Here is a 25777-nt window from a genome sequence, read left to right on the forward strand (position 1 = left end):
GCATGCCCACGCTACCGATCAACGAATCCCAGCCCGAGCAGGAAGGCCCGGGTCTGCATAGGATCCTTGAATACCGCGGTGTTGCCCAGGATCCGCTTGCAGACATCGCCCAATTCCCGGCGTATGGCCGAACGAATCTGTTGAGGATCGCGCGATCCCCCCAGCATGACCGTCAGCTCATCCCACTGATTGCGGAATTCTTTCAGGGACCCTGGAAGATCCTCGCCATCTTCCAGGGCCCTGGCGAGTCTTGTCAGCTGTGGCACCAAGCGGCCTGGCAGAACGAAGAGACCCTGGGCTTCGATTAATCCGATGGGCTCCTGCTTGATGGCGTAGAACTCAGGATGAACGTGGAAGATGCCGTCCGGATACTGCTCACTGACCCCGTTGTTGCGCAGAATCAGGTTCATCTCGTATCCCCGGTCAGTGATGAGCACACTAGGCGAGAGCGCTGATTGACGGCCCCGGGGACCCTGTGGACGGATGTTGAGAGCTTCGTCGGAGTAATCGATCCAGCCGCGCCGAATCAGGTCGCTTACCTCGATGAGGTCCTCCCGATCATGACCTATCAGGCGGATGGCCGTGCCTGGCCAGTCCGGAATCTCGATCAGAATGCCAGGCGTGCCAGGCAGGGACATGGCCATTCTGGCCGGAGCCTTATGCAGGGGCAGAATCTCTCCTCCGCCCTGGTAGTGGTCGTGGGCCAGCACCGACCCGCCTATTCCCGGCAGGGCGGCATTGCATCCCAGGAAGTAGCCTGGAAAACGATCCACGAAGTCCAGAAGGTTGCCGAAAGTCTCTCGGTCCACACGCATGGGTCTGTGTTCGGCATTGACGCAGATGCCGTGCTGGTCGAAGTAGCCGTAGGGGGAGAACTGCCAGAACCAGGGATGACCGCCAAGGGTCACGCCTAAAGTGCGTAGGGTGCTCCTGCCTCGTCCTGCGAAACCTTCATTGGCTCTGCATATGGTGCATGCCGGGTAGCCGCTGCCCACCCGATTGCCGGCTGCGGCTTTGGCCATGGTGCGGAACTCGGGTTTGGCTTGGTTGATGGTGATGATCAGGCCCTGGGATTCGAATCTGGGGTTGCGATCCAGGTCGGCTTTTTTGATGTAGGTCGATGCGATCCCGTAGTCATAGAGCCAGCGCATGGCGGCCATGGATCCCTTTTCCGCCTCAACGGCGGCGAACCTGTCAGCCACCTGGGATGGGGAACGCGTGATCTGGCCCATGAGTCGATCAGTGACCGCTGCATCCCGATCGGCTGTGAATACGCCTGCGGCGTGGGCATCCCGGCGAAAAGCCGCCAGCAGGTCGGTGATCTCTTCGGCTGTGGAGCCTTGGCTCGTCGATTGACGGGCGGAAGCTCGGTCGCTAGGAGTATAGTAGTCCAAATCCAGTAGTGCCAGCAGGCGATTGCGCGTCCAATCCGTGTCGCGTTCGTCCAATTCCAGATGTCGGCGGGCAAAGTCCAGAAGGGCATCCAGGTCTGCATCCAGGGCAGGTTGTTTTTCGGACTCCCGTGAATCGGTCTGTGGGCTCATCTGGTGGCCTCCATGACCTGGCCGACCATGCTGGCAGTCTGATCTGTTGATTTTTCCATCTGACGGGCCAGGGTCACCTGGGTGCGGCAGCGCACCAGATTGTGCTCCGGATAGGCGACGGCGAAGTAAATGTCTCCCTGCAGGTAGTCGGTCAGGAATCGCATGCCGCATTCCTCGGTCATCAGCAAGGCGCTCAGGGGAAGCAGCTGGGCCTCTCGATCGGTGATGCTTGAGCGGACGGCCCCGATGAACCCTTGGGCATAGGCCTGGAAAAGATTGGTGTCAAAGTGCACCTTTTCCAAGTCCTGCTCGTCCTCCAGCGCAGTGGAGGCCCCGAAGCGTATGGCGTCCCCGAAGTCGAAGAGCATGGAGCCGGGCATGATCGTGTCCAGATCGATGATTGCCCTGGCTCGGCCGGTGGTCTCGTCCATGAGAATGTTGTTGAGCTTGGTATCGTTATGGGTCACCCGCAGGGGTATGGTCCCATCAGCCAGACCATCCATCACGGTGCCGTAACGGTCTGCGCGCTGTCGGAAGAAATCAATCTCCTCCTGGCATTCCCTGACCCGGCCTCTGCGGTCATCCTCGATGGCGGCCATCAGATCACGGAAGCGTTTGGGCGTGTCATGGAAATGGGGGATGGTCACGTTCAACTGGGAGGCATCGAAGTCGGCCAGATAATTCTGGAACCGCCCGAAAGCGTCTCCGGCGTTGCGGAAGACCTGGGGGTTGGGCACCATCTCGTAGGATCGGGTGTGCTCGATGAATTTGTAGACCCGCCAGGCCCCTTGGTCGTTTTGGTACCAGGAGGCGCCCTGGTCGGTGGGTACGATGTCCAAGGTCTCCTGCCCCTGCGAGCGTAGGAAGTCGGTGACCAGCTCAATGTTGTGCATTAGAGCAGCAGTATCGGGGAAAACAGTCGTGTTCATCTGCTGCAGGATGTACCGTCGCCGGTCGGTTCTGGCCAGGTAGGTGACATTGATATGTCCGTTGCCGTAGGGAGTGACGTCTTCCAGACTGCCCTGCATGGCGAAGTGTTCTGCCACCTGACGCAGCGCGCTCTCATCAATCTTCATGGTCCCTCTTTTCCGAAGGCAGCGGTTGCCAGACCATGGCCGAGGGGCCCAGGTCAAGGGCTCGGCTTGTTCCACCGGGAAGTCGAATCTCTGTCCTCTGCGCCATTTCGCTGTTGTTGATCACGCAGAAGGTTTCCGACTGAGGAAAGACGGCCACTTCGCATTCAGGATTGTCGCTGCTCCACTTCCGGTACCGCTCCTCCTTGTGGGCCGCCCAAAACAGAGCTCGTTCCAGCAGGCGGGCATTGACTGCCGAATAGGGAAGTCCAGACAGATAAACTCCGCGTCCGCTGCCGTAGTCACGCACCGCCAGCTGGACCTGACCGCCATCGGCCCTGAGCAGGCTTGTATGTCCATCGATAGGGTAGGTGTCGAGAATCGGGTGGCCGAAGTCGGCAGGGGCATTCTCCGGCAGGTCATGGATGATGAAGTGGTCTTGTATGGTTGGGGAGAAGTGTTTGTCCACAGAAAGCGTCCGGTAGCGCTCCTGATCCACGCCGAATATGTCAGCCAGCTGGAAGAAACGTCCCTGCCAGTCCAGAGCCGTGGGCTGGCCGACTCCGATCAGACCGCCGCCGTTTTCCGTCCAGGTGCGCAGAATCCGTACCAGCTCGGGGTTCTTCCATACTGTTCCACCACTGAAAGCGGTGCCTTCCGGTCCGCCGCAGATGATGACGTCGATGTCCGGATCCACGCCCTGACTCAGAAGATCGTCAAAGCTGATGAAGCGGACGGAGACCCTCATGCCGGAGAGGGCTTCCAGGATGCCGTAGTAGGAGGCGGTCTGCTGGTTGGGCAGGGCATGGGCCACGGTGTAGGCCATCCAGGAGCGCATGGCCCCCCAGGAGTTGAGCACCGCCACGGTCAGCTGGGTGGCGGCAGGGCGGCTGCCTGTGTGTCGGTGCAGGTCGCGGAACTCCTCCGCGATGGCCGCCACGGTGTCCACGAACTTGGGGAACTTTATAGCCAGCGAAGGATAGCCGCCGTAGCCCATGCGCGATATGGGACTGCGCAGAATGGCCCGGCGGGCCTTCCTCCAGTTGTCCAGGCCCTCGATGCTGGGGTCGTTGCCCTCATGGAAGGTGTCGGGGAAGAAATATGGAAGGAAGCGTCCCTCGGTGTAACGGACCCCGGGGATGTCGGCGATCATGCGCAGGGTGGTTCCGTCACCGACGGATCCGACCACGGCATCCAGCTTGAGATCGGAGAACCCGGGCCGATAAGGTTCGGTGCCGATCCACTGGTCGCCTAGGAACATCATGGCTTCCTTACCGGCTGCGTGGGTCATGTCGACCATGGTGGCCACATTGGCCCTTACAAAACGGCTGATGAAATCCATCCAGTCGCGCTGTGTTCGCGTAGGCACCAGGAAGGAGGAATTGTAGGAGCCGTCTCGAACGAAGTCCTCGGCCCGTGGGCGGTATCCATATTCCCGTGAGAAATCCTCGAGGGCTCTAGGGCTGACTGTACAGGCGTAGCCCAGCCAGTCGACGATTTTTTCCTGTTGATGCTGGTCGTAGAGCAGCGTGAACTGATAGAAGAAGGTGGTGAAGCGAACCACGTCGGTGGAGGGGTTGTCTTTCAGCCATCGGGCGAAGGCCTTCATGGCGAAGTCGCGGGTGGCGGGGTGGTAGATGTCCAGGGGAATCTGGTGTTCCCGGTCGCCCCAGTCGTTGGTCAGGTGGTTGTACATCTCCACAGGATCCCAGATGATGCGGGCCAGGAAAGTGACCGTATATTCATGCATTGGCATGGCGCCCTCGATATGGACGCGGTCCAAGTCAGGGTCAAGATTCCAGGATTCGTCGGGTAGCACCGCCCCGGTGGTCCGGTCGATCACCTCCCAGTATCGGTGGGGGTCGTCGTCGCGGTTGGGGGTGAATTGCTGGTCGAAGAAGCCGGACATCAGATCGATGTCGACCCGCCCGTTCTGAGCCAGGACTCGATCCGTCAGCAGAAAGACCTGAGGCGTCTCGTCCATATGCTCGCGGATCCACCCGTTATAGCCCCTGGCTGGGAAATAGGCGCTATAGACTTTCTTTCCCAGCCCGAGCAGTTCCTTGTCCAGACTGGTGCCGTCGGAATTGCGGATGGCATCCGCCCCCCACCTTTGGCAAAGCTCCTCGGTTTGCTTGACAAAGTGTTCCTCGCCAGGCAAGGTGAATCGGCCTGTGGTGCTCATATATCAACATGCTCCTTCGCGGATGTATGAATTGGTTGGTGGGTGAGCCTCAGCCCTTGACAGAGCCGGCGGCAAGGCCAGCCTGCCAGAACCGCTGCAGGCACAGGAAGAGGATGATGACCGGTAGCACGCCCAGCAGGGCCCCCATCATCAGGGCTCCTCTGTCGTTGAAGGTGGGCAGGGAGACCATGCCGTACAGACCCAGGGTCACCGGGTAGAGCCCTTCGCCGGAGAGCATCATCAATGGCAGCAGGAAGTTGTTCCAGGTGGCCACGAACAGGAAGAGGAAGATGGTCACCATGGCCGGCGCCAGCAGTCTGAGGACAATGGTGAAGAAGATGCGCGCCTCGCCGGCTCCGTCAATCCTGGCTGCTTCCAGCAGTTCCGTGGGCACTGAACTCTGCGCATATACCCTTCCCAGGAAGAACCCGAAGGGCGAGACCGAGCAGGGGATGATGATGGACAGCATGGTGTTGTCCAAATGCAGTGCCTGGAAGATGGAGTACTGAGGAATGGTCATCAGCGCGGCAGGCATGAGCAGGGATGCCATGACGACGGCCATCGCTATGCCCTTCCCGCGGAAGTTGAATTTAGCTGTTCCATAGCCGGCCATGACCGAGACGATGGTTCCGATCACTGCGGATACGCCCGAGTAGATCAACGAATTGGCAACCCACTGCCAGAACCTGGCATGTGTCCAGCCCAGCAGCTTGCTGTAGTTGGTGGCGATGGCGCCGGGCAGGTCCTTGAGGCTCGATGCGAACCAGATGCCATTGCTGCCGATCAACTGGGAAGGCGACTTGGTGGAGGCGATGACGGCCCAGTAGATGGGGAAGAGGAAGTAGATCAGGGTGATGATCAGGACGGCCACGGTGATGATCTTGGCCAGGTGGGAGGGGCGCATGGAACGTGGCAGTTCCTGGGTGGAACCGCTTCTTGAGTGAAAGATGCGCATTATTCGTTCACCTTCCTTTCAATCCAGGCGTAGAGGAAGGCCAGCACGCCGGCAATCAGGGCCATGACGATGGCGATGGCCGATGCCGGACCATTGCCCTTGGGGGTCAGGGTTCCACGGGAGGTGTTCATGGCCATCATCATGGGTGTGAAGGAGTTGGAGATGCCCGGATCGGCTGTCTGCATGACCTGGGGCTCATTGAAGAGCTGGATTGTGCCGATGATGGAGAGCAGCATGGCCAGCAGGGCGGCGCCGCGCACATTTGGCAGTTTGATGTGCAGGGCGATCTGCCAGCCGGTGGCCCCGTCTATGCGGGCCGCTTCGTACAAATCATGGGGGATGGCCTGCAGGGCTGCCAGGAAGATGAGCATGTTGTACCCGGTGAAGGTCCAAGTGGTGATGTTGGCCATGGATGCCAGGACGACCTTGCCGGCGAAGAAGTCTACGGTGATGCCTATGGAGGATAGGCCCTTGACGATGGGTGAGATCTGCGGATTGTAGAGGAAGACCCAGATGATGGATGCGACCACCCCGGGGATGGCATAAGGCAGGAAGTAGCCTAGACGGAATGGGGTCACGTGCTTGACCAAGTAGGAATCCAGCACCATGGCCAGGGCCAGGGCGGCGATGATCATGATGGGCACCTGGATCAGGGTATATATCAGCACACGGCCGATTCCCGACCAAAAGGCGGCCGAGGTCACCACATACCTGAAGTTGGCCAGACCCACGAATTTATTGACCATGGTTCCGCCCCCGTAGGCGCCGCCACCCGAGGCGACGTCCTGGAAGAAGCTGGAGTAAATGGCATAGATGATAGGGATGATGAAGACCACGATGAACAGGATGCCGAAGGGGGCCATGAAAGCCCAACCCGTGCGTTCGGCACGTTTCACCGCATCCGAGCGTCCCGCCCTGCCTGGTCGGGCAGCTGACGACCGCCGTGTAGCACTCATTCTGGGTACACCTGTCCTTGTCTTGAAGAGAAAATGAGATTACGACCGAGCATGTTTGGGACCCGAAACACGTTCACCGGCTTCGGGTCCCAAACCTCGGGAATGGTTCCGCTCGGTCCTGATGGTGTCGATTACTTGGCGACGGCCAGGCCGTAGTCCTTGAGGGTGGCTATGGAGGTGGTCTGTGCCTGCGAGAAGATGTCAGCGACTTTGGCCTGCCCGGTGGCAGCCTTGGCGGCAGTTTCTGTCATGGCCGCAGCTACCGAGGAGAAGCCCGGCATGTAGGTGAAGTCGCCCATGTTCTTGTTGGCGGTGGCGAATTCCTTCATGAGGTCCTGATCGCCGAAGTAGGATGACCAGCTCTCGGGGGTCTTCGCTTCCTCGGTGGTGGCAGCCAGTACCAGACCTTGGGAGGTCAGGTCCTTGACTTGGGTGTTGAACCAGTTGAGGAACTCCATGGCCTGTTCAGGATGCTTGCTGCCCTTGAGCACAGCGACGCCGGATCCGCCGTCCGGGCTGGATTTGCCTGAGTTACCGAACCAGTCTCCCAGCTGGGCTACGCGCCATTCGCCCTTGCCGGTATCGCCCATGGTGTCAACGATGAGAGGTGCCTCCCAGGCGGAGCCCACAGTACCGATAAGCTGGCCGTTCTTGAGTGAGGCATCGAAAGAGGGGTCCCAGCGTGGATTGGTTGGAGCAGCCTTGGCGTCCAGCAGCTGCTGATAAACGTCGGCCACCTGCTTGGAGCCGTCGGTCTGGGTGTCCACCACCCAGGCATCGTTCTTTACGGTGTACCAGGGCTTGGTGGCACCGGCCAGGCCTGGCATCATGTTGCCGGCCTCGTCGGGCTGGTAGGACATGATGTACTTGCCCTGTGCAGCCGTCTTCTTGGCGGTTTCGATCAGCTCGTCCTTGGAAGTGGGCACTGAAATGCCCAGCTTATCGAATTCGGCCTTGTTGTAGAAGTAGACCAGCGGGCCAGTGTCCTGCGGCAGGCCGAACATCTTGCCGTCAATGCCCATAAGCTTGTAGGCCCCGGGGGAGAAATTGTCCTTGTACTTGGAGGCTTGGGCACTCACGTCCTCCAGCATGCTCTTGGTGTAGACCTCCGGCAGCTCGGCATAGCCCACTTGGGCCAGGTCCGGTGCGTTGCCGGCCTTGACATCGGTCTCCAGCTTCTTGATCATCTCGGCTGACTTGCCGTTGAACTTGGTTGCCTTGACCTGAATGTTGGGGTGGGACTTGTTCCACCGCGCGACGATGTCATTGACGGGGGTCATGTTCGGTTTGTCCGGTAGCCGATGCAGGTAGGTGATCTGCACTTTTTCGTCCGACTTGGAAGACTCGCTTTCAGATGAGGACTTTGACGCCCCCGATGAACCACAGCCCGACAGGGCGATGCTCAGGGCCGCCAGCGACGTCACCGCAGCGAGTAGTCGTTTCCCTTCAGATATCATTTCCCGCTCCTTTACGGTAAATGGCCGTCGTCGTCACCAGACGACCAGTTTCAGATTAACACATTAGGTCTAATTGTCAACACTATTTACAATTCATGGATCGGTCTTCCTTACCTGGGCACTAAATCAATTCCCCGCCATGGTCTTGGTTTTGTCGCCTTCATGTAGGTCATGGCTGTCGGTGTTTACTTGTTGATAAATTTGTATCAGCTGTAATTGCATGTTAGAGATACAAAAAGGGGCGGCGGGGTATAAGGCCTCGCCGTCCCTTTCAGTCAGGGTTATTGTTATTAGTTAACTTCGTTTCCCCTGACTGCGCCTGGTCAGGAGGAGACCAGTCGTCAGCCCGAGCATAACTACGACCAGCAGGGAGGTCACTGCGACGCCTGTCGCCGATAGCCATCCGTCCTGCCCGTGAGCATTGGGATGGGTTGGCTTCTGCAGTATATTCCCCTTGCCGCCACCGAGGCCAGAACCATTGCCTGTGCCGGTGATCGGATTCTTTCCGGTATCTGATCCGCTGCCGATACCGCCTATACCGGTTCCGGGTATGCCGGTTCCGGGTATTGCGGGCTGAAGCTTGGTGATGGCCGTCTGCAGATTGGCGGCGGCCAAGGCCACCTGATAGGCCGTGGCCTGATCGTCGGCCAACACCTGCTTGGCTGTGGCTAGCTTATCCTGCAAGGTCTTCCAGCTGTCTGGAGTGTAATCCGCCTCCTTGAGTCCTGCAGCCTGATTCACCAGATCCTGCAGCTCGCCCTTGTCTACAGGTTCCGCCAAGGTCGGCAGGGTGCAATCGGTGGTCAGACGGAGCTCGGCTGCCGATACATAATGGTTGGCTTCCGAGCTGCTTTGGCCCGTGGTCTCGATTGCGGTCAATCTGACTCTGATCACATTGGATACCGGGGTGAAGGAGATCTTCTGCCAGGTAGTCTGCGTGTCGAAGGTGCCGGTTATCTCTACCGGCTCCGACTGTCCACTACGGGTCAGAGTGATCTTGTAGCCTTTGATCTTGCCGTTGACCGAATCGCCGCCCGGCCGGGGGAGGTAACGCAGTCCATTGACAGTGGTGGGCTCTTGCAGGTCGAATTGATACCAGGCTGAGCCGTCCTCAAGGGCGTTTGCACCCCACTTGGTGTGCCAGTAGGTTGAGGGCTTGCCATCCTGGGCATACTCCTTTGGTCCCTCGACACCGCCGGCATCGGGCTGTTCACTGCCTGCGCTGACTGCATACTTATCCTTGGCTATGTCGCAGCCATCGCTTGCTTGCGACCCGGGTGCCGTGGCCATGTAGTCCTCAAGGGCCGTCAGGATTCCGTAGGCATGTGACCAGTCCTTCGGTCCCGAGCCGTCCTTTTCGATCAGCAGACGGGCCTGATCCACCGTATGCAGGTAGGTCAGCCAAGCCTGGTCGCTGTACTTTGCGCGGCTGTCGTCGAAGCGATCACGCACCTGCTTGAGTTTGGCTCGGGCCTCTTCCTGGGTCTTGGACGTGTCTGGAAGCCGCTCGATGCGCAGGTTGTCCAGGACGAAGTCCTGATACCCACCGAAGTTGGCCGCATCGCCAGATGTGCCCTGGCGGTCGGGTGCCTTGTCGGTCGAGTAGATGCCGAACCAAGAGGAATCCCGAGGTCCGCCAGTCAGCTCGAATTGGTAGTGGGCCGTAGTGCCCAGGGCTTTCTCCAAGGGTTTCAGCTGGGTGCGGGCCGGGTCGAACTCGCCCTGCCCAATGGCCAGAGCGTAGGAGCCGGTGGATCCGGCCTGGTAGTCGAAGGAGATTCGGTAGGTGGCTCCGGTCAGGAACCGGGCATTCTGGGGAATGGTCTGGTAGACCAAGGTGTTACGTTCGGTCAACCCGTTGATCTTGATCGACCAATCTCCTTGCAGCACATCGTCCATCTTCTTGACGTCCCAGCCCGCCTGAGTGTAGGGGGCGTGGAGCTCGGACAGATGGACGCGGTTGTCCTCCACACCCTCTGCGCCCGAGACCACAAAGGGCCATATGCCTTGAGCGTTGTGCTCGAAGTCATTGGTCAAGGTCTTCACGCCGCCATCTGCGTCGGTTTCCAGACCCTGGTACCCGTTCTTCACCAGGCGCAGATTGTCGAAGTAGGCGGATCCCTCACCTTGATGTGAAAGGGTCAGAATCGGATTGCCCTGATCCGGTGCTGTGAAGAAGACGTACATGTTCTGGAAGAGGCTGCTGCCATCTACCGTGGCGCAGTTGGTGTTGTGGGGATCGGCCTGCACGAAGTTCCTGGCTATGCTGCGCCCAGTGGAGTTGGTGGCCAGCACCTGGTCTCCGTTGCGGACCTCCAGGCGTGTCTGGCCGTCGCTTCGGTTATCCACGCCCACATAGAGGGCATAACGTGCACCAGGCTCCAGATCCTTTATGGTCTGTGACGATTCGATTCGGCCATCCAGCTTGAGCATGGGATTGCTGGAAGCACTTTTGACGATGGTGGCGCTCCCGGAGCCCTTGGTCTGCCAGTTGTCCTCAAGGCTTTTCTTGCCGCCGTTGAAGCCTGTGTCGACCAAATGGGAACCTGTGCTCCAGGAAATGTCCGGATTGGCTGAGGCACCGCGATGAACCACGTAGGGAGTTTCCGCTTTGGCGTTCAGAGTGATCTGCCCGTTGACTACGGGTATATCCAATGGGTCGGTCTTGCCCTGGTCGCTCAGACGGTAGACCTTGACTGCAGACAGATCGTGCCAGGAGTCGGGCAGGGTCCAGGTGGTCGTGCCGCCGCGGGTGTTCCAGTGATAAAGCTTCTGGTTACTCACAGACAGTGGCTTGCCTGTCTTCGCGTCCCAGAGCCATGGCAGCAGGTAGGACTCGGTTCCTTGGCCACTGCCGTCGCCGGGCGAGACCGCTCCCTGCAGGATGGTTCGGCCGTCAAGGGTGATGGTGCGCTCGCGGTAGGCCGATGATGACTGATCGTTGGAACCACGGTCGATGATCACTTGGTGACCCAGGTCGTCCTTCAGGATTATCCGCTCCTGGCCGTTGTTGGCTGAAGGATCCTTGGGGGACTGCTGGTCCAGAGGATTGTTGACCCAGCGAGTCACCTTGAAGTGCTGGATGAACTTGGTGGACAGATCATGGGTGTAAAGGTTGGCTATGTAGGCATCGTAATCGTTGCGGCCCTGCCAGCCTTCGAAGTCCTTCATGCTGTAGCCGCCTAGAAGTGGGGCGTTGGCTGCGCCCCCGTAAGCGGGGTAGTCGCCATCCCAGCTATCCTTCTGATGGTTGCGCAGGAAACGCATGACCTGGGAGTTCTGCCCTTTGAGGGTGGAGCCTCCGTAGGTCAGATCAGCCGCCCAGTGCTGGAAGGTGGCGTCATATTCGTTGGCTGCGCCCCATTCGTTGGCTACTCGCCAACCATTGTCGGTAATCATCTTCGAGAGCTTGCGGGTTTCCCAGGAGTCCTCGTTGCCGGAGGTTCGATTGCCCCAGACATCCACATAGACGAAGTCCAGATTGTTGCCGACCTTTTTCTTAAGCTCGCCGAACCTGCTTTGGCGGGAGCCTGATGCCAGGTCGTGGATGCCGTCGATGCCGACCGCCTGATCAAGCCAGTTCCAGCCGTATTGGAGGCTGCCGTCAGCCCGGCGGCGGACCAGATCCTCGTTGAAGGCCTTGGCCTCCGGGTACATCTCGTCGGCGTTGACATGTACGCCGAAGCGGGCGCCATGCTTGGCTCCCTCCTTCATCAGGGTGTTCATGTCCTTGGCGCCGCCCATCCGGGTGCCGATGTCCCCGTAGTCCGGGTGGCCGGAATCATGCCCCTCGTTGGCGTAGCCCTTGAGCAGGACGGACTGACCCAGCCCATCGGTGTTAAGGTCTACCTTCTTCACATTGTCCAAGGTGCTGAGGAAGGGATTCTGGGCCTGGCTTCCGAAGTTCATGGCGATACGCCAGGAAACCAGATCAGGCACCTCCTGGGCTCCGTAAGGGTTGTTCATGATGGCCCGGTAGGCGATGGCCCCGTCCTGCCAGTCGACCCTGCCGTCCTGATTTTCGTCGCCTGTGATGGCCACGGCCATCTTGGGCATTTCGGTCTGTTCGACTGTGAACGTGCGGTTCTTGGAGTCCCGGACCTGGCGATGGTAGTACCAGGCAGGGCTGGACAGTCCGAGGGATGTTGACCCATGAACGCTGGTGGCATCCGTGAGCACGCGGGTGTTTTGACCGCCTCCGGCAGTAGAGCTGCCCGCCGTGGTGCCGTCATGTTCGCTGTTGCTCCATAGCCCGGCGCTCAGCGATCCTCCCGAGACGAATCCGTAGATGTAATCGGCCTTGTTTGGATCGACTGTGGTGTCGTCAGTGATGGGGAAGGTGGTGTCGCCGGATACTTTGGTGTCCGAGGACATGCGTGCGCCTGTGAATTGAGCTCCGTCCTGATCGCTGCTGACGGATACCAGATCCTGCCCGGGCAGGGCTATGGTCTGGATGGGGTGGTCTTCTCCGGCAGCGTTTTCAATCTTGGTGATGTCCAGGTGCAGGGTGTTGGCCTTGAGCCAGAGGACCGCTGTCACGGTGGCATCGATATTCTGGTCGGGCTTGCGGGCGTGAAGCTGGTAGGTGGCCTTGTCTGTCCCTTGCTGGGTGAAAGTCACGTCTGAATCAGTCAGATCCATGTCTATGCCATTGATGTTCAGACGACGCAGATCCTGATGTCGGCCGTACATGACCCTGTTGTCCAGCTTGGTCATGGTGTATTGAACCACTGAGGGGAAGTGCTTTCTGACCTGCACGCTCATCTCGGGGGTGCTCAGGGTGACCTTGGCCTCTGGGGTGGCTTTGTTCAGCTGCAAGGATCCCAGATTCAGGTCGGCACGGTCCACCTGTATGTCCTTAGTAACGTCCTCGTAGCCCTGTTTGCCGATCTGTAGGGTGTATTGGCCTGATTTGATCTGCTCCAGGGTGAAGGCGCCTTCGGCGTCTGTCAATGTCGAAGCTCCCGTCAGATGGACCTTGGCTCCGGCGATGGCTCCGCCGTCTGCATCAACGATTCGCCCGACGACCGAATGCAGATCAGCCGGGTCTTCCTTGAGCTTGAGCTTGACGTCAGTGATCTGGTTTTGGTAAACGCCGGCCTTCATGGCCAACCTTCCGGTTAGCGCGCCAGCCATTGGGCCGTAGTCGACATCCTCGAAAGCAGCACGTCCGTCCACGGTGAGTCCTGCGCGCTGACCAGTCCAAGTGATTCCTATCGTGGTCGGGGTATCCTGGGCCGGTGCCGGAAGTCTGGTTCCCGTGTACCACTGGCCGTCCCCGCCGTAGCGCTGCCAGAACCAGCCGCCCGAGTCATAGCCGATGAAGAGACCGGAGTTGGGATTGGCATACCCGAGGTAGAACCCGAATCTGTTCTCAGTGCCAGGCTGGGGTGAGCTCATGGTCAAGGTCAGAGCTCCTGGGCTGGTGAAGTCGTAGGTGGTGGCGTCCAGGGCGATGGCCGGGTACTGCTCGCTGGCTGTCGTGGAATTGCCATTGGCGGCTGAGGCCTTGAAGTGCAGCCAGCCATTGGACTTTTCCAGCACCTCGCCGCCTTTGGTGGTGGAGGAGTCCAGAGTCCATTTGTGGTCTGCAGGATTGACGGGAGTGATCCGTGGATTGGTGCCAGCAGCTCTGGTTTTTGTCCCTGATCCTGTTGTCAGGGTTGACGGAGCATTGGCGTGGTAGGGCTGACTCCCCGTGGTTGCGAAGGCCGGATCCGCGGCCCCTGCGGTGGCCAAGGCGAATACTGTCGCCAGGGCCATGGATATGATGCGTTTCATATTCTAGACAAGCCTCCTTGCCGTCTATGTGATGATGGACGACTGAACCATGAACCGGAGAAGAGGCCGCCCGGAACCTACTACGTCGTTGTTTTGGCCAGAACGTCACGTCAATGTCAAATGTAAGTGTAGTAAAGATAATGTTATTGCACAAGTAGAGACAGGTTCAAAAATCAGGCTTGGTTATTTGTATATGTACTTGTCGTATTGTGGTAGGAAAGTTCTTCGAAGCTGCATTTGCAGATTGTACGGTCGTCGATGCATATGGGCTGGAGATCCGGTGAACGAACGATTCTTCCCTTATGGATTTACTGCCGTAGCTGCGGTCAGAGGCGAGCGGATGGCGTTGTAGGTGATGCTCTACAGGTCGGTCAAGACCGAGGCCGGCGATGGTGACAAGCCCCCTGATCTAGCTGGGCGGCCCGGCTTCTCTGCGGAACGTGAGGTCCCTATAGCGGCGGTCTGTCGTCCCTCTGTCGGCGCATGACGAAAATCGGGATGTTGCGGAGACTGTTGGTTGCAGGGCCCGGTCAGGCGGTTTGGGTGACCGACTTGTGTGTACCTTTCAGGGGGATAATGCCCAGGAGCAAGGCCGCAACCATAATCAGGATGCTCAGGCCGAACATGATGAGGTAGCCATGGGGCTGGTCAGCGATGGCGCCCCAAAAGAGAGCGGCGAAGGCTGAGGCCAGGGACCCCACCATCTGGATGCGGGCATAGATGTTGGTGTAGTCACGCGAGCCGAAGACCGCTGTAACCAGGATTGGTGTCTGCACTGTAGTGCAGGCGTAGACCAGGCCAAAGGCGAAGGCCCCCAGCAGGAGGAGTGCGGGCAATCCGGGGAAGGCGACCATGAGACAGACACCGAGAATGCCGCCACCGATGCCGAGGCATAGCCCGCCCACGATGCTGCCGTCATTGACCATGCCCAGGATGATCTTGCCGATAGCCTGGCCGGCCATGCAGGAGGACGCTATCAGGCCCGTGTATGCTGCCATGGATGGCAGGGATGCCGCATAGGATGGCAGGAACTGGTAGATGGTCTGATTCATGGTGATCAGGCCGCAGAAGAGCGCCAGCGCCCAGAAGGCAGGGGAGCGCAAGGCCTGGGAAGCGGTCATGCCCACAGTCGAAGCGGCAAGCTTTGAGTCCTTTTTGTCTTTGCTTCCAGTGTCTGCGCTGTTGGAGGCAGCCTCAGCCGCAGCAGGCTCCTGGTCGGTGGCGCCGTAGGGATGCAGACCCATCTGTTCGGGCGTGCCGCGAATGACGAAAATGGTGAAGGGCAGGGTGACCACCAGAATCAGGATGGCAAAGACCAGGTATCCCCGCCGCCATCCATCAGGAGCGGACCTGATGATCATGGTGCCTATCTGGTTGAAGATCACCCCGCCTATGCCGGTGAAGGCCATGCACAGACCGATGAAGAACCCGACCCGTTTGCGGAACCAGGCGTTGATGAGCGTGGGCACTGACAGATAGAGTATGGGCGGCATGCCGATTCCCAGAACCACTCCGCATAGATAGAACTGCCACATGGCTGATGATCGGGACATGCCCAGGCAGCCCAGTCCGGCCAGGATGGTGCTTGCCGTCAGGACGATGCGTAGATCGTAGCGGTGCATCAGCCATCCGGCAACCGGCAGGAAGATGACCATGGTGATGCTGAATATGCTGAAATAACCGGTGAATGCGGCCTTGGGAACATGGAAGTAGCTGCTGACAGGAGTGAAGAAGATGCCTGCACAACTGCAGACCAGCGATACCGGGATGGCCGTGAAGACGATGCCCGAGAGCACGATCAGGTATGGATAGACAGCCTGTTTTCGTGATGAGGGCTGTGTCGGTGTGGTCGACATGACTGGGGCCTTCCTCTCGCGGAATCGGGACTGGCCAACTGCTGCTTGGTTTGTATGCTCCCATTGATCTGCGGCTCGTCTGTTCTGAATGTCCACTATGGGAAATTTAAGAACTGATTGTAGTTCAATATTTGACCCTCACCTATCGTTACAATGCAGACTATGAGGTTTTTTGTAGTCGCTGTTGTTGTCTCCTACAACCGCTCCAAACTCCTTCAGGAGTGCCTGGATGGCATAAGTGGCCAGTCCCGCAAGCCTGATCAGGTCCTTGTCGTCGACAATGCCAGCGAGGACGGACCGGTGGACGTGGTCTTGTCACACCCCTTGAAGCCTGACTTGATCCGTTTGCATCACAATATGGGCGGTGCAGGGGGATTTGTGGCTGGAATGGCGGCGGCCTTGGCGAAGATTCCTCCTCAGTGTGAGGCCTACCTGTGGCTCATGGATGACGATGTGGTGCCGCAGCCTAATGCCCTGTCCAGCTTGCTTAATGCTGCCTCCGAGGCTTATGCCGATAATGGATCATGGCCTGCTGTTTTGGGCTCTGAGGCTGTGTGGATGGACGGCAGGGTACATGGGATGAACAAGCCCCATCGACGTCTGCCGATCAGAAGAGGCAGGCCGCAGTTGCAGACCAGCGCCCATGCCTACCAGGTCCGCTCCTTGTCCTTTGTCTCTTGCTTGGTGAACGTCAAGGCCATCCAAGCTGCAGGAACCCTGCCACGGGCCGCCTTCTTCCTTTGGAATGACGACTTCGAATACACCACCAGACTGCTGAAAACGGGTATCGGCTATTACGTTCCCGCCAGTCGGGTATGGCATAAGACCAAGGTCTTTGGCTCCAGTGATGCCGACCCGGGTTCTCGCTTCTTTTACGAGGTGCGCAACAAGATATGGATGTTCCGATTCAGCAGGGGCAATTTCACAACGATTGAATTTCTTGCACTGCTCCTTGCTACTGGCAGACGGTGGCTTCTTACCTTTATTAGGGCGCATGATCGGCGGCAGATCCAGCATTGTTTGTCTCGAGGATTCAAAGCCGGCATGTCTACACACCCTGGCAGCAACCACGACCTGTTTGCCCAGGAGCCCGAGATTCAGGCACTGATCGACCGTGCCGATCAGGGGCGGCAGGCGGTGATCCGGTAGAGTTTCGCCCGACCCTGGCTGTCGACCAGTTGGAGGGCTTGCGGGACGGGATGAAGGCCATTGAAGATCTGATGCTGGGGATCGTTGGCAACGTATGGTCCGCCCATATCCGCATACCAGTCGATGTGATGATCGGTCAGGATCCTGCACACCTGCGGGTCTGAGTCGATGTGCTCGAAGTTTGTGGCCAGATAGGCATGGTCATGGTCCCAATTCATGTTCAGATGGGCGTAGAAGGGTGTGGTGCCACCGACAGCCAGCATGTAGCCGCTGCCGTTCCATGGATCGGACAGGACTTGCTCGCTGGTCGAGACATGGCGGCCCATTCTCTTCATCAGCAGGAATTCGTCGGTTGACAGCATCGGGGCATCGGCGTCGTTGGCTGCGAAGGCATATGTTGAGCCCAGAGTCTTCTCCATGGAGTCCAACTGCGGATTCACAGCGCAAATCAGCACGGCTACCGTGGCTGCCAACATCATAGCCGGCATCGATACCATCTTCTCGGCCTGCGGTGTATATCGTTTCAAGGCTTCGATGCCATGCTCCAAGGCCATGCCCATGATGGGGATGGCTACTACAGGCCAAGCAGAGAACAGGCGGCGTTGATCCTTGTACCACAAGGCTGTAAGAATCTTGGCCCAATCGGCATGGGTGCCCGCACAGGCGACGAAGACCAGACCAAGCAGCAGGAAGGAGGAGACAAGGAGCATGTCCTTTCTGTTGTGGTGCAGGCAGAGTACGATCAGAGCCAGGACCAGGGCCAGAGCCAGGGGCCAGTAGACCGGCAGTCGGCGGTTGCCTGAATCGATGGGCTGCCCCAGCAGAAAGCGCACTATGGCGGCTGGCAGGTCTTCCGTGGGCTGTGCCGGGCCGCCGTTGAGATGATCCGATATTTTCCGTACAGGGCCACGCAGGTACAAATTATGGAAGATCTTGAGGCCTATAGCCAGCAGAACCAGGAATCCGGCAGTCAGCACTCCGGCGGCCACTCGGAAACGATGCTTGTTGGTTTGGGCCAGCTGCCTCCCTGCCATGATCAGCCAACTGAGGATCAGTGGCAGCACAAGAAGAGCGCCGGTCATCATGACCCTGAAATGGCAGAAGGATACGGCGACGACGCTGAGGAGAATCCAGGCAAGGCCGACTATGGATCGGCGGCCTTCCTGCCATCCGTCTGTACACCAGGACCAGGTAAGCGCGACGAAGACGGGCAGTATGACCTGGCCGGCGAACATGGAATATAAGGTGCCCCAATCCAACAAGAGGAAGGGGAATCCCGCGCAGCATGAGGCGAGTACCGGTGCGAGCAGATCGCTCCAGGCATGTCTGCCCAACAGGATTCTGATCAGAAAGAGCATGGAGACCGGCCATATCAGAGCTGCAAAGACCAGCCAGGTGCAGGTGACTGCATTGACTGCCGTGGCGGGTCTGTAGGCCATCGCTCCCATGGCAGCGAACTCCTGAAATGCTATGGGGTATATTTCCCTGATGGGTGGAAGAGCATGTAGGGATGAAGCCTGACCGGTGAGCACAATTCGTGCCACTACGTTGTAGTGGAAGACCGAGTCGTAATTCTGCGTGACCTGATCCGGCGAAGGCGCAGCTTGCATCAGTCTGATGCCGATGTTGCAGGCGGCCAGTGCTGTGCCGATGACTGCCGGAAGGAAGTGTCTTAATCGAGGTTTGGTTTTTCCGCCTTCGCTTGCCAGTGCCGAGGATTCTCGGCCAGCTCCATCAGGATGACGAAAATGATTGAAGAGCTTACGCGCTAGAAGAATGACGGCAATGAGTACTATGGTCGAAAGCCCGTAGGAACGCCAGTTCCAGGATATGCCAAGCGGCTGGAAGAGCACGCCATCGATGCCGGCCAGTGCAATGGAGGCCACAGGGCCAAGCGCCGCTAAGAAGATGGGTTTGCGGCTACCCAGTGCTGCCACCAACAGGCCGCCGGGCAGATACAGGGCTGCGATGATGAACAGCAGCAGTGGCCAGGATTGTTGCCAGGTCATCAGGGTTGATTGCATGATTCACTTCTTTCGGCTGTCATTCACCGACTTCCCATGGAACCGGTTGAGCAGGGTGGTCATGATGGCATACAGACAGCTGCGTACCTGGTCGGGCAGCAGACGGTAGCAGGCACGGATAAGGATGTTTCTGACATATTGTATGGGGTTGATGAAGCGGTCATGCAGAAAATCGTTTTGCAGTCGCAGCTCGTCCCGAAACATGCGCATGCCGCCTCTGCGGTGATACATAGACCTATCGGATCGATAGAGGACCAGAGGTTCCTTGATGTTGCCAATATGCTCGCTGGCGACCAGCATGGTTTCCCAAAGACGGTAATCTTCAAAGCGCCCGGCATTCTCTGGGTAACCGCCCACCCTGCACACGCTGGTCTTGCGAAAGGCCACACTGGGGTGGTGCAGCGGAGAATGCAGGGTGGCGTATGTCCGAAGTTCGGATCCTCCGCTTGGCAGATAGCGGATCCGGCCGGGAGTGTGCTCGTCATTTGAAAACTCCTGGATGGCGCTCCCCAAGGCGTCTAAACCCGATGAGGCCAGCAAGGGGATGAGAACGTTGAATCTCGATGGGCGCGATATGTCGTCGCTGTCCGCTCTGGCCACCAGTTCGTATTTGCAGGACTTCAACCCGAGATTCAATGCATGGGCAAGGCCTCTGTTGGTTGGCAGCCGCACGATTGTGAACTCGGGTGTTTCCTTGGCTCTGTCGGTCTGGAGCAGCTGCCTCTTCAACTCGGCTGGATATCCATCAATCAGCTGGGCCAGTTCTCTGCCCAATGGACCGTCGCACACAATGACGACCTGATTGGGCATGAGGGTTTGTTCAATGGTGTCGGATTTCAATGCGCGGGCAACGAAGGAGGGTGTGTCCCCGGCATAGACAGCCATCAGGAGGGAAAACGGAGTATGGCTCTGATTCCTTGCGCTCATGGCAGTGCAGCCGCCTTTCTTCGTGGATTACTGCGTCGATTCTACATGTGCCCGGCCAGCGGAGTCCTGACTGACCTGCCCTTCTCAATAGATTCAGTCCCATGCCACGCATTTGATCACGATTGTTGGTTTGGGCTTGGCTGTAGCAGGATTTGCACTTCCAGCGACTCGAGGTTGTACCATCAGGCCGATTGAAGATCAAGGAAAGGTGGGACTTGTTATGACTGTTGCTGATAAGACAGTGCTGATCACCGGAGCTTCGTCCGGCATAGGGGAGGCCACGGCGAGGCTGTTGGCACAGCGAGGGGCCAAGGTGGTGCTGGGCGCTCGCCGCAAGGATCGGCTGGATAAAATCGTCGACGATATCATTCAGGCGGGTGGCCAGGCGGCCTCCATGGCTCTGGATGTGACCGATCGGCAGGCCAATGAGGACTTCGTGGCTTTCGCTAAGAAGCAGTTCGGCGGGGTGGACGTAGTATTCCTCAACGCCGGGCTCATGCCTAACTCGCCCCTGTCGGCCCTGCATGTGGACGAGTGGGATCGGACCATTGACGTCAACCTCAAAGGTGCACTGTACGGCATTGCTGCGGCCCTGCCGGAGTTCATCGGGCAGCGTCACGGGCAGTTCATCGCTACCTCTTCGGTGGCTGGGCTCAAAGCCTATCCGGGTGGAGCGGTCTATGGGGCAACCAAGTGGGGTCTGCGCGATCTGATGGAGGTGCTCAGGATGGAGTCCGCCCAAGAGGGGACCCATATTCGTACCTCTACAATTTACCCGGCGGCCATTCGGACTGAGTTGCTGGGTACCATAACGGACAAGCAGACCCTGGCCGATATGAACAAGACCTACGACAGCTACCAGATTGATCCAGAACGGGTGGCCCAGGTGGTGGCCTTCGCTATCGATCAGCCTGAGGATACCAATGTATCGGAGTTTACTGTAGGCCCTACCATCCAGCCCTGGTGAATTCCTCTGTCGCTGCCCTTAGTCGTTGCTGGAGGAAAGCAGACGAATGCCTGCTTGGGCCATGGCCTTTCGAGCCTCAACGCCCTGATCCTCGCTGACCGGGACAGTCAGATCCTCGAAGACCGTGACCCGGTAACCCAGTTTCGCGGCATCCAGGGCTGTCTCTTTGACGCAGTGGGATTCGGCGATGCCGACTACGTCCACCTGGTTGACGCCAGCTTGCGCCAGGGCATCGGCCAAGGTGACTCCAGATGCTTTGGCCGCAGCGAACTCCTGCCTGCTCTGGATTTTATCGGTGTTGTCTTCGATGCCTTCGAATCCGGAGTAGGCGGCTGAATACTGGCCCTTTTTGAAGTGATGGGTGATGCCCAACTCCCGGATTTTGGAATGAAGCTCCGCCTCAGGTGATCCGGCCACGCCGTGCTTGGGCCAGGTGTCCACGAAATCCGGGTGGTCGGACCAATGAGACCCGGGTTCGATGTGCCAATCCTGGGTGGTGGCCATGTAGGCGTAGTCCTCGGCATGATTGTGGACATAGTCGGCGATTTTGCCGGCCGTGGCGTTGCCTCCCTTGACTCCGAGTTCCCCTCCTTCGCAGAAGGTCGGTTGAACATCCACGACGATTAAAGCCTTGGACATGGTAATCACTCCCTTGGTCGATGCTGACGGTAGGTAGAGGAAATACCGGTTGAAGCTCCTCGATCATTTCTTCTTACGTATTAGTTTAATTCTCGCAGGTGAGTCGGTCCTCCAGGTTGAGTGCATGTGGACAAATGTGGCGGCGGATCAGCATCTTGCGCACAAGACGATAAGACAAGTAGCGAAGGAGGACAAATGTGGTTGCGCGAGGCGGATTCATACGGACTTTTGGGGTGTTTACTTGGTAGTCTAAGTGCCAGGATTGTACGGAGTTATAGCTGATGCTTCTGGGGCTACCTCTTTCGTACGTGACAGAGCGGGCATCGTTCCAAGGGAGGAGATGCGGGTGTGAGGATCAATGAGTTTGGGCAACCTATTGGTGATGCGATTTCGTTTCCCGGGGCCATTACGCCGGATCCTGTCATCTTGACTGGCAGTACTGTTCTGGCAGTGCCCTTGGACGGCAACCAGGGTGATGCCTTCTATGAACGGATTTTCAGTCCAGAATGCGACAAAGCCATCATGACCTATAGCACTCACGATCTCTACCCTGATAGACCATCATTCGACTCAGGGTTCGAATCCATGATTGAAAGTCGCAATCCTCTCTTCTTTGCTATTCTCCGCAATCCGTCTGCACATGGACTCAGTGTCGGTCAGTCTGCAGATGGAAAGGATGCGGATATACGGAAGCATGTGAAGCTTCTCGATTCGTCGGATCTGTTGGGCATGTATGCCTTGCAGCGGATAAGGTCCGACGTGGGAAGCATTGAGATGGGGCACGTTATCTATACCCATGAGTTGCAGAGAAGCAGGCAGGCTACCGAGGCCCAGTATCTGATGGCTAGGCATGTCTTCGAGGACTTGGGCTATCGCCGATACGAGTGGAAGTGCGACAGCCTCAACGCGCCCTCACGGGCGGCAGCGCTGAGGCTGGGATTCAAGGCTGAAGGCCGGTTCAGGAACGATATGGTCTACAAGGGCCGTACTCGGGATACGGATTGGTTTTCCATATTGGACAGCGAATGGCCGGCAGTGAAAGAGCGGTTGGAGACCTGGCTGGATGATGACAATTTCGATCAGCAGGGCAGGCAGAAGCGCCGTCTGCAAGATTGCTGAACTATTGCTGATCTGACTGCAACCCCTTATGGTTACACTGTGGCATCTTTGAAAAAGCCGAAATAGGCATTCATGGCTCGGGCTGTAGGAGTGTCATTGCGGCGCATCAGCGCAAGCGGAGTTCCTTCAAATAGCACTTTTCCGCCCGCGCTTCCGGCTCCCGGGCCCATATCGATCACCCAGTCGGTCTGGCCGATGAAGCGCAGGTTATGTTCTATGACGATGATAGTGAGTCCTTTGTTGGTGATGAGTTTACGTAGGAGCGCAATCTGCTGCAGGATATTGGATTCATGCAGGCCGCTGGTAGGCTCATTCAAAATCAGGGTCTCATAAATTCCTTCCTTGAGTAGTCTGGCCAGCTTGAGGCGTTGCAGCTCACCGCCCGAGAGCATATCAAGAGCCTGCCCAACGGATAGGTAAGACAGACCCACATCCTCCAGGGCCTTCATAGCTGGCCCCAGCACTTCACGATATTGGTGCATAGCCTCGCTGGCAGTCAGTTTCAGCACCTGGGCGATGCTGAGACCACGGTATCTGGCAGACAAGGTCTGCGTTGATTACCTGGTTCCATGGCAGCTTTCGCAGATAGTGCTGGTGTCGCCCATGTAGGCAATATCCAGGGTGACGACCCCCTTGCCCTTGCAGACCGGACAGGCTCCAGCAGCGTTGAATGAGAAGAGCGAGGGGGACTCGCCTGTGGCCTTGGCAAAGGCCTTGCGCAGCGGGTCGAAGACACCCAAGTAGGTCAACAGGTTGGAGCGTCCGCTGGTCTTGATTGGATTCTGATCCAGGAGTAAGGCCTCATGTTGAGCCATGAAGCCTTCCTTAATAAGGGTGCTCTTACCTGAGCCGGCCACCCCGGTCACCACAGTCAGCATTTGCCGGGGTATCTTGGCGTGGGCTTCTCTGACGTTGTGGGCAGTGACCTTGTCTATTGTATAGAAGCCATGCGAAGGCACCGATGGTTCATTTACCACGCCTGGATCTGCCAGGGCTCTGCCAGTTGCTGTGCCGCTTCTCAGCAGAGACTGATAGTTCCCTTCAAATACGATCCGTCCGCCTTCACTGCCTGCCCCTGGCCCCATGTCGACGATATGGTCCGCAATGGCGATGAGCTAGGGGTCATGATCCACGATCACTACCGTATTGCCCCTGTCTCGCAAGCCTTCAAAGATTTTCTTGATCCCAGTCAGGTCATGGGGGTGCAAGCCAACGCTTGGCTATCTTGCGCATTAGGTCCTGCAGAATGGTCTCAGCCTGATTGTCATGAATCTTTCCAAGCCATTCCTGGAGGTCTGCCACGCTCATGGCGGAGCAGTCAGCTATGTTCAGTCCGCGGATCCTGGCTGAGCGCACCTTGGCGTTGACTCTGGCCCCCTGGCAGTCGGGGTACTGGGTGATTCGCGTAACCTCCTCCAGCTCATGCTGGTACTTGTCGTTGCTCTGGTTGATGAAGGTCTTGGTGATCCTGGGCACCAATCCCTCATACATGGCTGTCTTGTGCCAGTTGGGGCCAAGGTGTGCCGGTTTTTGCCTCTTGCCGTAGAGCAGGAAGTCGAGGGCATCTCTGTCCCACTCCTGTAGAGGCAGGTCGTTGTCAAAATAACCTGAATCCGTATACCTGGTCAGCCTCCAGCCGCCTGGCTGGAAGGTGGGAAAGTAGATGGCTCCCTGGTTCAGCGAGAGATCCATGTTGAGCAGGCGATCAAGCACCAGAGTGCACACAGTTCCGAGTCCCTGGCAGATCGGGCACATCCCCGCAGGATTGTTGAAGGAATATGTCATGGAGTACCCGATGAAGGGCTGGGCTATACGGGAGAACAGCAGGCATAGGACGGTGTAGATATCGGTGTAGGTACCCACGGTCGAGCGGGCATTGCCCGAGAGCCGCTTCTGGGTGACGACAATGGAGAAGGGCAGGTTATCGATGCGGGCGACTTCCGCGGGCTCATACTTGGGCAGGAGCTGCTGGATATAGGAGCTATAGCTGCGGTTCATCATGCGCTGTGACTCGGCTGCCAGCGTGGAAAACACGAGGGACGACTTACCTGAACCTGACATGCCGGTGACCACGGTGATGGCCCGTTTGGGTATGGACAGCGAGACTTGTTGGAGGTTGTGTGTGGAGGCTCGGTCAATAAGGATGGATTCCGTCCTCATCAGGCGACCCGCTCCTGGCGCAGCTTGGCGATGAGCCTGTTGGCAAGAGCAGTGAACTCTTCCTGCTCGTCTTCGGACCAGATCTGTCTGGCGTCTTCCTCAAGGGTCTTATGCTGTTGATCGATGATGGCGAGCATGTCCCGACCGTCCTGGGTCAGGCTGGTCTCCAGCTCTCGCCGGTCACGAGTATCGGGCGTCTGTCTGATGTATCCGAGATCGCGCAGCGTGCTCAGGTTCTTGGAGACCTTGGATCGGCTCATACCAAGTCGCTGACCAATCTATGAGGGCCTGAAGGCTCCAGTACGCAAAACAGTGAGGATATCGAACTGTTGCCAGGTGATGTCTCCTGGGTTGACCCTATTACGCTCTGCTACGAATTCGCACTGCAGATACATGAGAGCGTTATAAAGGGAAGAGGATTTATTTGATTTTATAATGGAAACTATATCATATTGGAAATTATCTATTGCTCAGGTAGTTACCTGTGCCCCGGCTTCGTGCTTGTCTGACTGTATCGGACCGGTGAAGTCAGATCGCTGGAGGATTAATATTTGCCTTGTTTTGTTGCAATATAGCAAGATGTTTCATCGACCGCTCAGCCGGACCTTTTGGTGCTAAGGACCTCTTCCCTGTAGCCATTGTTGCTTGCAAGGGCTCATGCATGAAAATAGGCGTGCGCCTGCCTGGTAGATTCCTTGATGCGGTTCGGCGATTCTCCATATCAGTCGTCCCAAGGTGAGAGAAGCGTACTGATTAAAGGTCTGTGATTTGTTGACAGCAGTAGTGAAATGAGGTATCGACTTATCGGCATATCAGTATTGCTTAGCTAGTCGGCTATGAAGTACGGCGATTCTGATACCTAGGTTCTACATAAGCCTTCATGCTTACAGGTCGGAGAGGCTGAGCCATGGCTCTTTTGCTCGAGTTTCCATGTATCAAGAACATTGTTGGGCGAGTGTTTGCATTTCCTTGATTTGACAGCATG

Annotated in this window: 18 protein-coding genes; 3 read left to right on the plus strand and 15 right to left on the minus strand. The window is 57.7% G+C overall.

Annotation, left to right across the window (positions count from 1 at the left end; translation table 11 throughout):
• Positions 1-11 precede the first annotated feature (11 nt).
• The 8 genes from JF70_RS01055 to JF70_RS01090 all read right to left on the minus strand — a co-directional run bounded on the left by JF70_RS01055 (position 12) and on the right by JF70_RS01090 (position 15807).
• Positions 12-1544: a galactose-1-phosphate uridylyltransferase gene (locus JF70_RS01055; protein ID WP_045934970.1), complete on the minus strand. Its 1533-nt coding sequence runs from the start codon at positions 1542-1544 to the stop codon at positions 12-14.
• Positions 1541-2620 (minus strand): phosphotransferase enzyme family protein, encoded by a 1080-nt coding sequence (locus tag JF70_RS01060; protein WP_045934971.1) that lies wholly within the window; start codon positions 2618-2620, stop codon positions 1541-1543. Before JF70_RS01060 ends, JF70_RS01055 begins: the two co-directional genes overlap by 4 nt.
• Positions 2610-4802: a 1,3-beta-galactosyl-N-acetylhexosamine phosphorylase gene (gnpA, locus tag JF70_RS01065; RefSeq protein ID WP_045934972.1), complete on the minus strand. Its 2193-nt coding sequence runs from the start codon at positions 4800-4802 to the stop codon at positions 2610-2612. Before gnpA ends, JF70_RS01060 begins: the two co-directional genes overlap by 11 nt.
• Positions 4803-4851: 49 nt before the next feature.
• On the minus strand, positions 4852-5757 hold the full coding sequence (locus JF70_RS01070; protein ID WP_045934973.1) for a carbohydrate ABC transporter permease: 906 nt from the start codon (positions 5755-5757) through the stop codon (positions 4852-4854).
• Positions 5757-6713 carry a carbohydrate ABC transporter permease gene (locus JF70_RS01075; RefSeq protein WP_045934974.1) on the minus strand — a complete coding sequence of 319 codons (957 nt, stop codon included), beginning with the start codon at positions 6711-6713 and terminating at the stop codon, positions 5757-5759. The genes JF70_RS01070 and JF70_RS01075 overlap by 1 nt, the downstream gene beginning before the upstream one ends.
• A gap of 131 nt (positions 6714-6844) precedes the next feature.
• A complete protein-coding gene (locus JF70_RS01080) occupies positions 6845-8170 on the minus strand; it encodes an ABC transporter substrate-binding protein (RefSeq protein ID WP_045934975.1) in 1326 nt (441 codons plus the stop codon).
• 294 nt (positions 8171-8464) lie between these two features.
• Entirely contained in the window at positions 8465-13951 is a 5487-nt protein-coding gene (locus tag JF70_RS01085) for an endo-alpha-N-acetylgalactosaminidase family protein (protein ID WP_052690656.1), read from the minus strand.
• A gap of 530 nt (positions 13952-14481) precedes the next feature.
• The gene (locus tag JF70_RS01090; RefSeq protein ID WP_045934976.1) at positions 14482-15807 is read right to left on the minus strand and encodes an MFS transporter; all 1326 of its coding nucleotides are present in this window, start codon (positions 15805-15807) and stop codon (positions 14482-14484) included.
• Positions 15808-15960: 153 nt separating this feature from the next.
• Here JF70_RS01090 and JF70_RS01095 point away from each other — a divergent pair, with 153 nt between their 5' ends.
• Positions 15961-16956: a glycosyltransferase gene (locus JF70_RS01095; protein ID WP_082069314.1), complete on the plus strand. Its 996-nt coding sequence runs from the start codon at positions 15961-15963 to the stop codon at positions 16954-16956.
• Here JF70_RS01095 and JF70_RS01100 read toward each other — a convergent pair.
• Positions 16929-18980 carry a DUF6541 family protein gene (locus JF70_RS01100; RefSeq protein WP_045934978.1) on the minus strand — a complete coding sequence of 684 codons (2052 nt, stop codon included), beginning with the start codon at positions 18978-18980 and terminating at the stop codon, positions 16929-16931. The genes JF70_RS01095 and JF70_RS01100 overlap by 28 nt on opposite strands.
• Positions 18981-18983: 3 nt before the next feature.
• Complete coding sequence (locus tag JF70_RS01105; protein ID WP_231578775.1) at positions 18984-19865, minus strand: glycosyltransferase; 882 nt, start codon at positions 19863-19865, stop codon at positions 18984-18986.
• A 262-nt stretch (positions 19866-20127) separates the two neighbouring features.
• On the opposite strand from JF70_RS01105, the gene JF70_RS01110 reads away from it, so the two are divergent.
• On the plus strand, positions 20128-20874 hold the full coding sequence (locus JF70_RS01110; protein WP_045934980.1) for an SDR family oxidoreductase: 747 nt from the start codon (positions 20128-20130) through the stop codon (positions 20872-20874).
• An 18-nt stretch (positions 20875-20892) separates the two neighbouring features.
• On the opposite strand, the gene JF70_RS01115 is transcribed toward JF70_RS01110, so the two are convergent.
• Positions 20893-21513 (minus strand): isochorismatase family protein, encoded by a 621-nt coding sequence (locus tag JF70_RS01115; protein ID WP_045934981.1) that lies wholly within the window; start codon positions 21511-21513, stop codon positions 20893-20895.
• 348 nt (positions 21514-21861) lie between these two features.
• Here JF70_RS01115 and JF70_RS01125 point away from each other — a divergent pair, with 348 nt between their 5' ends.
• A complete protein-coding gene (locus JF70_RS01125) occupies positions 21862-22632 on the plus strand; it encodes a GNAT family N-acetyltransferase (RefSeq protein ID WP_045934983.1) in 771 nt (256 codons plus the stop codon).
• Positions 22633-22664: 32 nt separating this feature from the next.
• On the opposite strand, the gene JF70_RS09060 is transcribed toward JF70_RS01125, so the two are convergent.
• From JF70_RS09060 to JF70_RS01135, 4 genes are all read right to left on the minus strand, one after another.
• A complete protein-coding gene (locus JF70_RS09060) occupies positions 22665-23141 on the minus strand; it encodes a hypothetical protein (protein ID WP_197069074.1) in 477 nt (158 codons plus the stop codon).
• 48 nt (positions 23142-23189) lie between these two features.
• Positions 23190-23447 (minus strand): hypothetical protein, encoded by a 258-nt coding sequence (locus JF70_RS09065; protein WP_197069075.1) that lies wholly within the window; start codon positions 23445-23447, stop codon positions 23190-23192.
• Between the two features lie 379 nt (positions 23448-23826).
• On the minus strand, positions 23827-24792 hold the full coding sequence (locus JF70_RS09070) for an excinuclease ABC subunit UvrA (RefSeq protein WP_052690659.1): 966 nt from the start codon (positions 24790-24792) through the stop codon (positions 23827-23829).
• Positions 24792-25070 (minus strand): MarR family winged helix-turn-helix transcriptional regulator, encoded by a 279-nt coding sequence (locus tag JF70_RS01135; protein WP_338058847.1) that lies wholly within the window; start codon positions 25068-25070, stop codon positions 24792-24794. The genes JF70_RS09070 and JF70_RS01135 overlap by 1 nt, the downstream gene beginning before the upstream one ends.
• Positions 25071-25777 lie beyond the last annotated feature (707 nt).

It is taken from the genome of Bifidobacterium mellis, assembly GCF_000967265.1.
GTDB lineage: Bacteria > Actinomycetota > Actinomycetes > Actinomycetales > Bifidobacteriaceae > Bombiscardovia > Bombiscardovia mellis.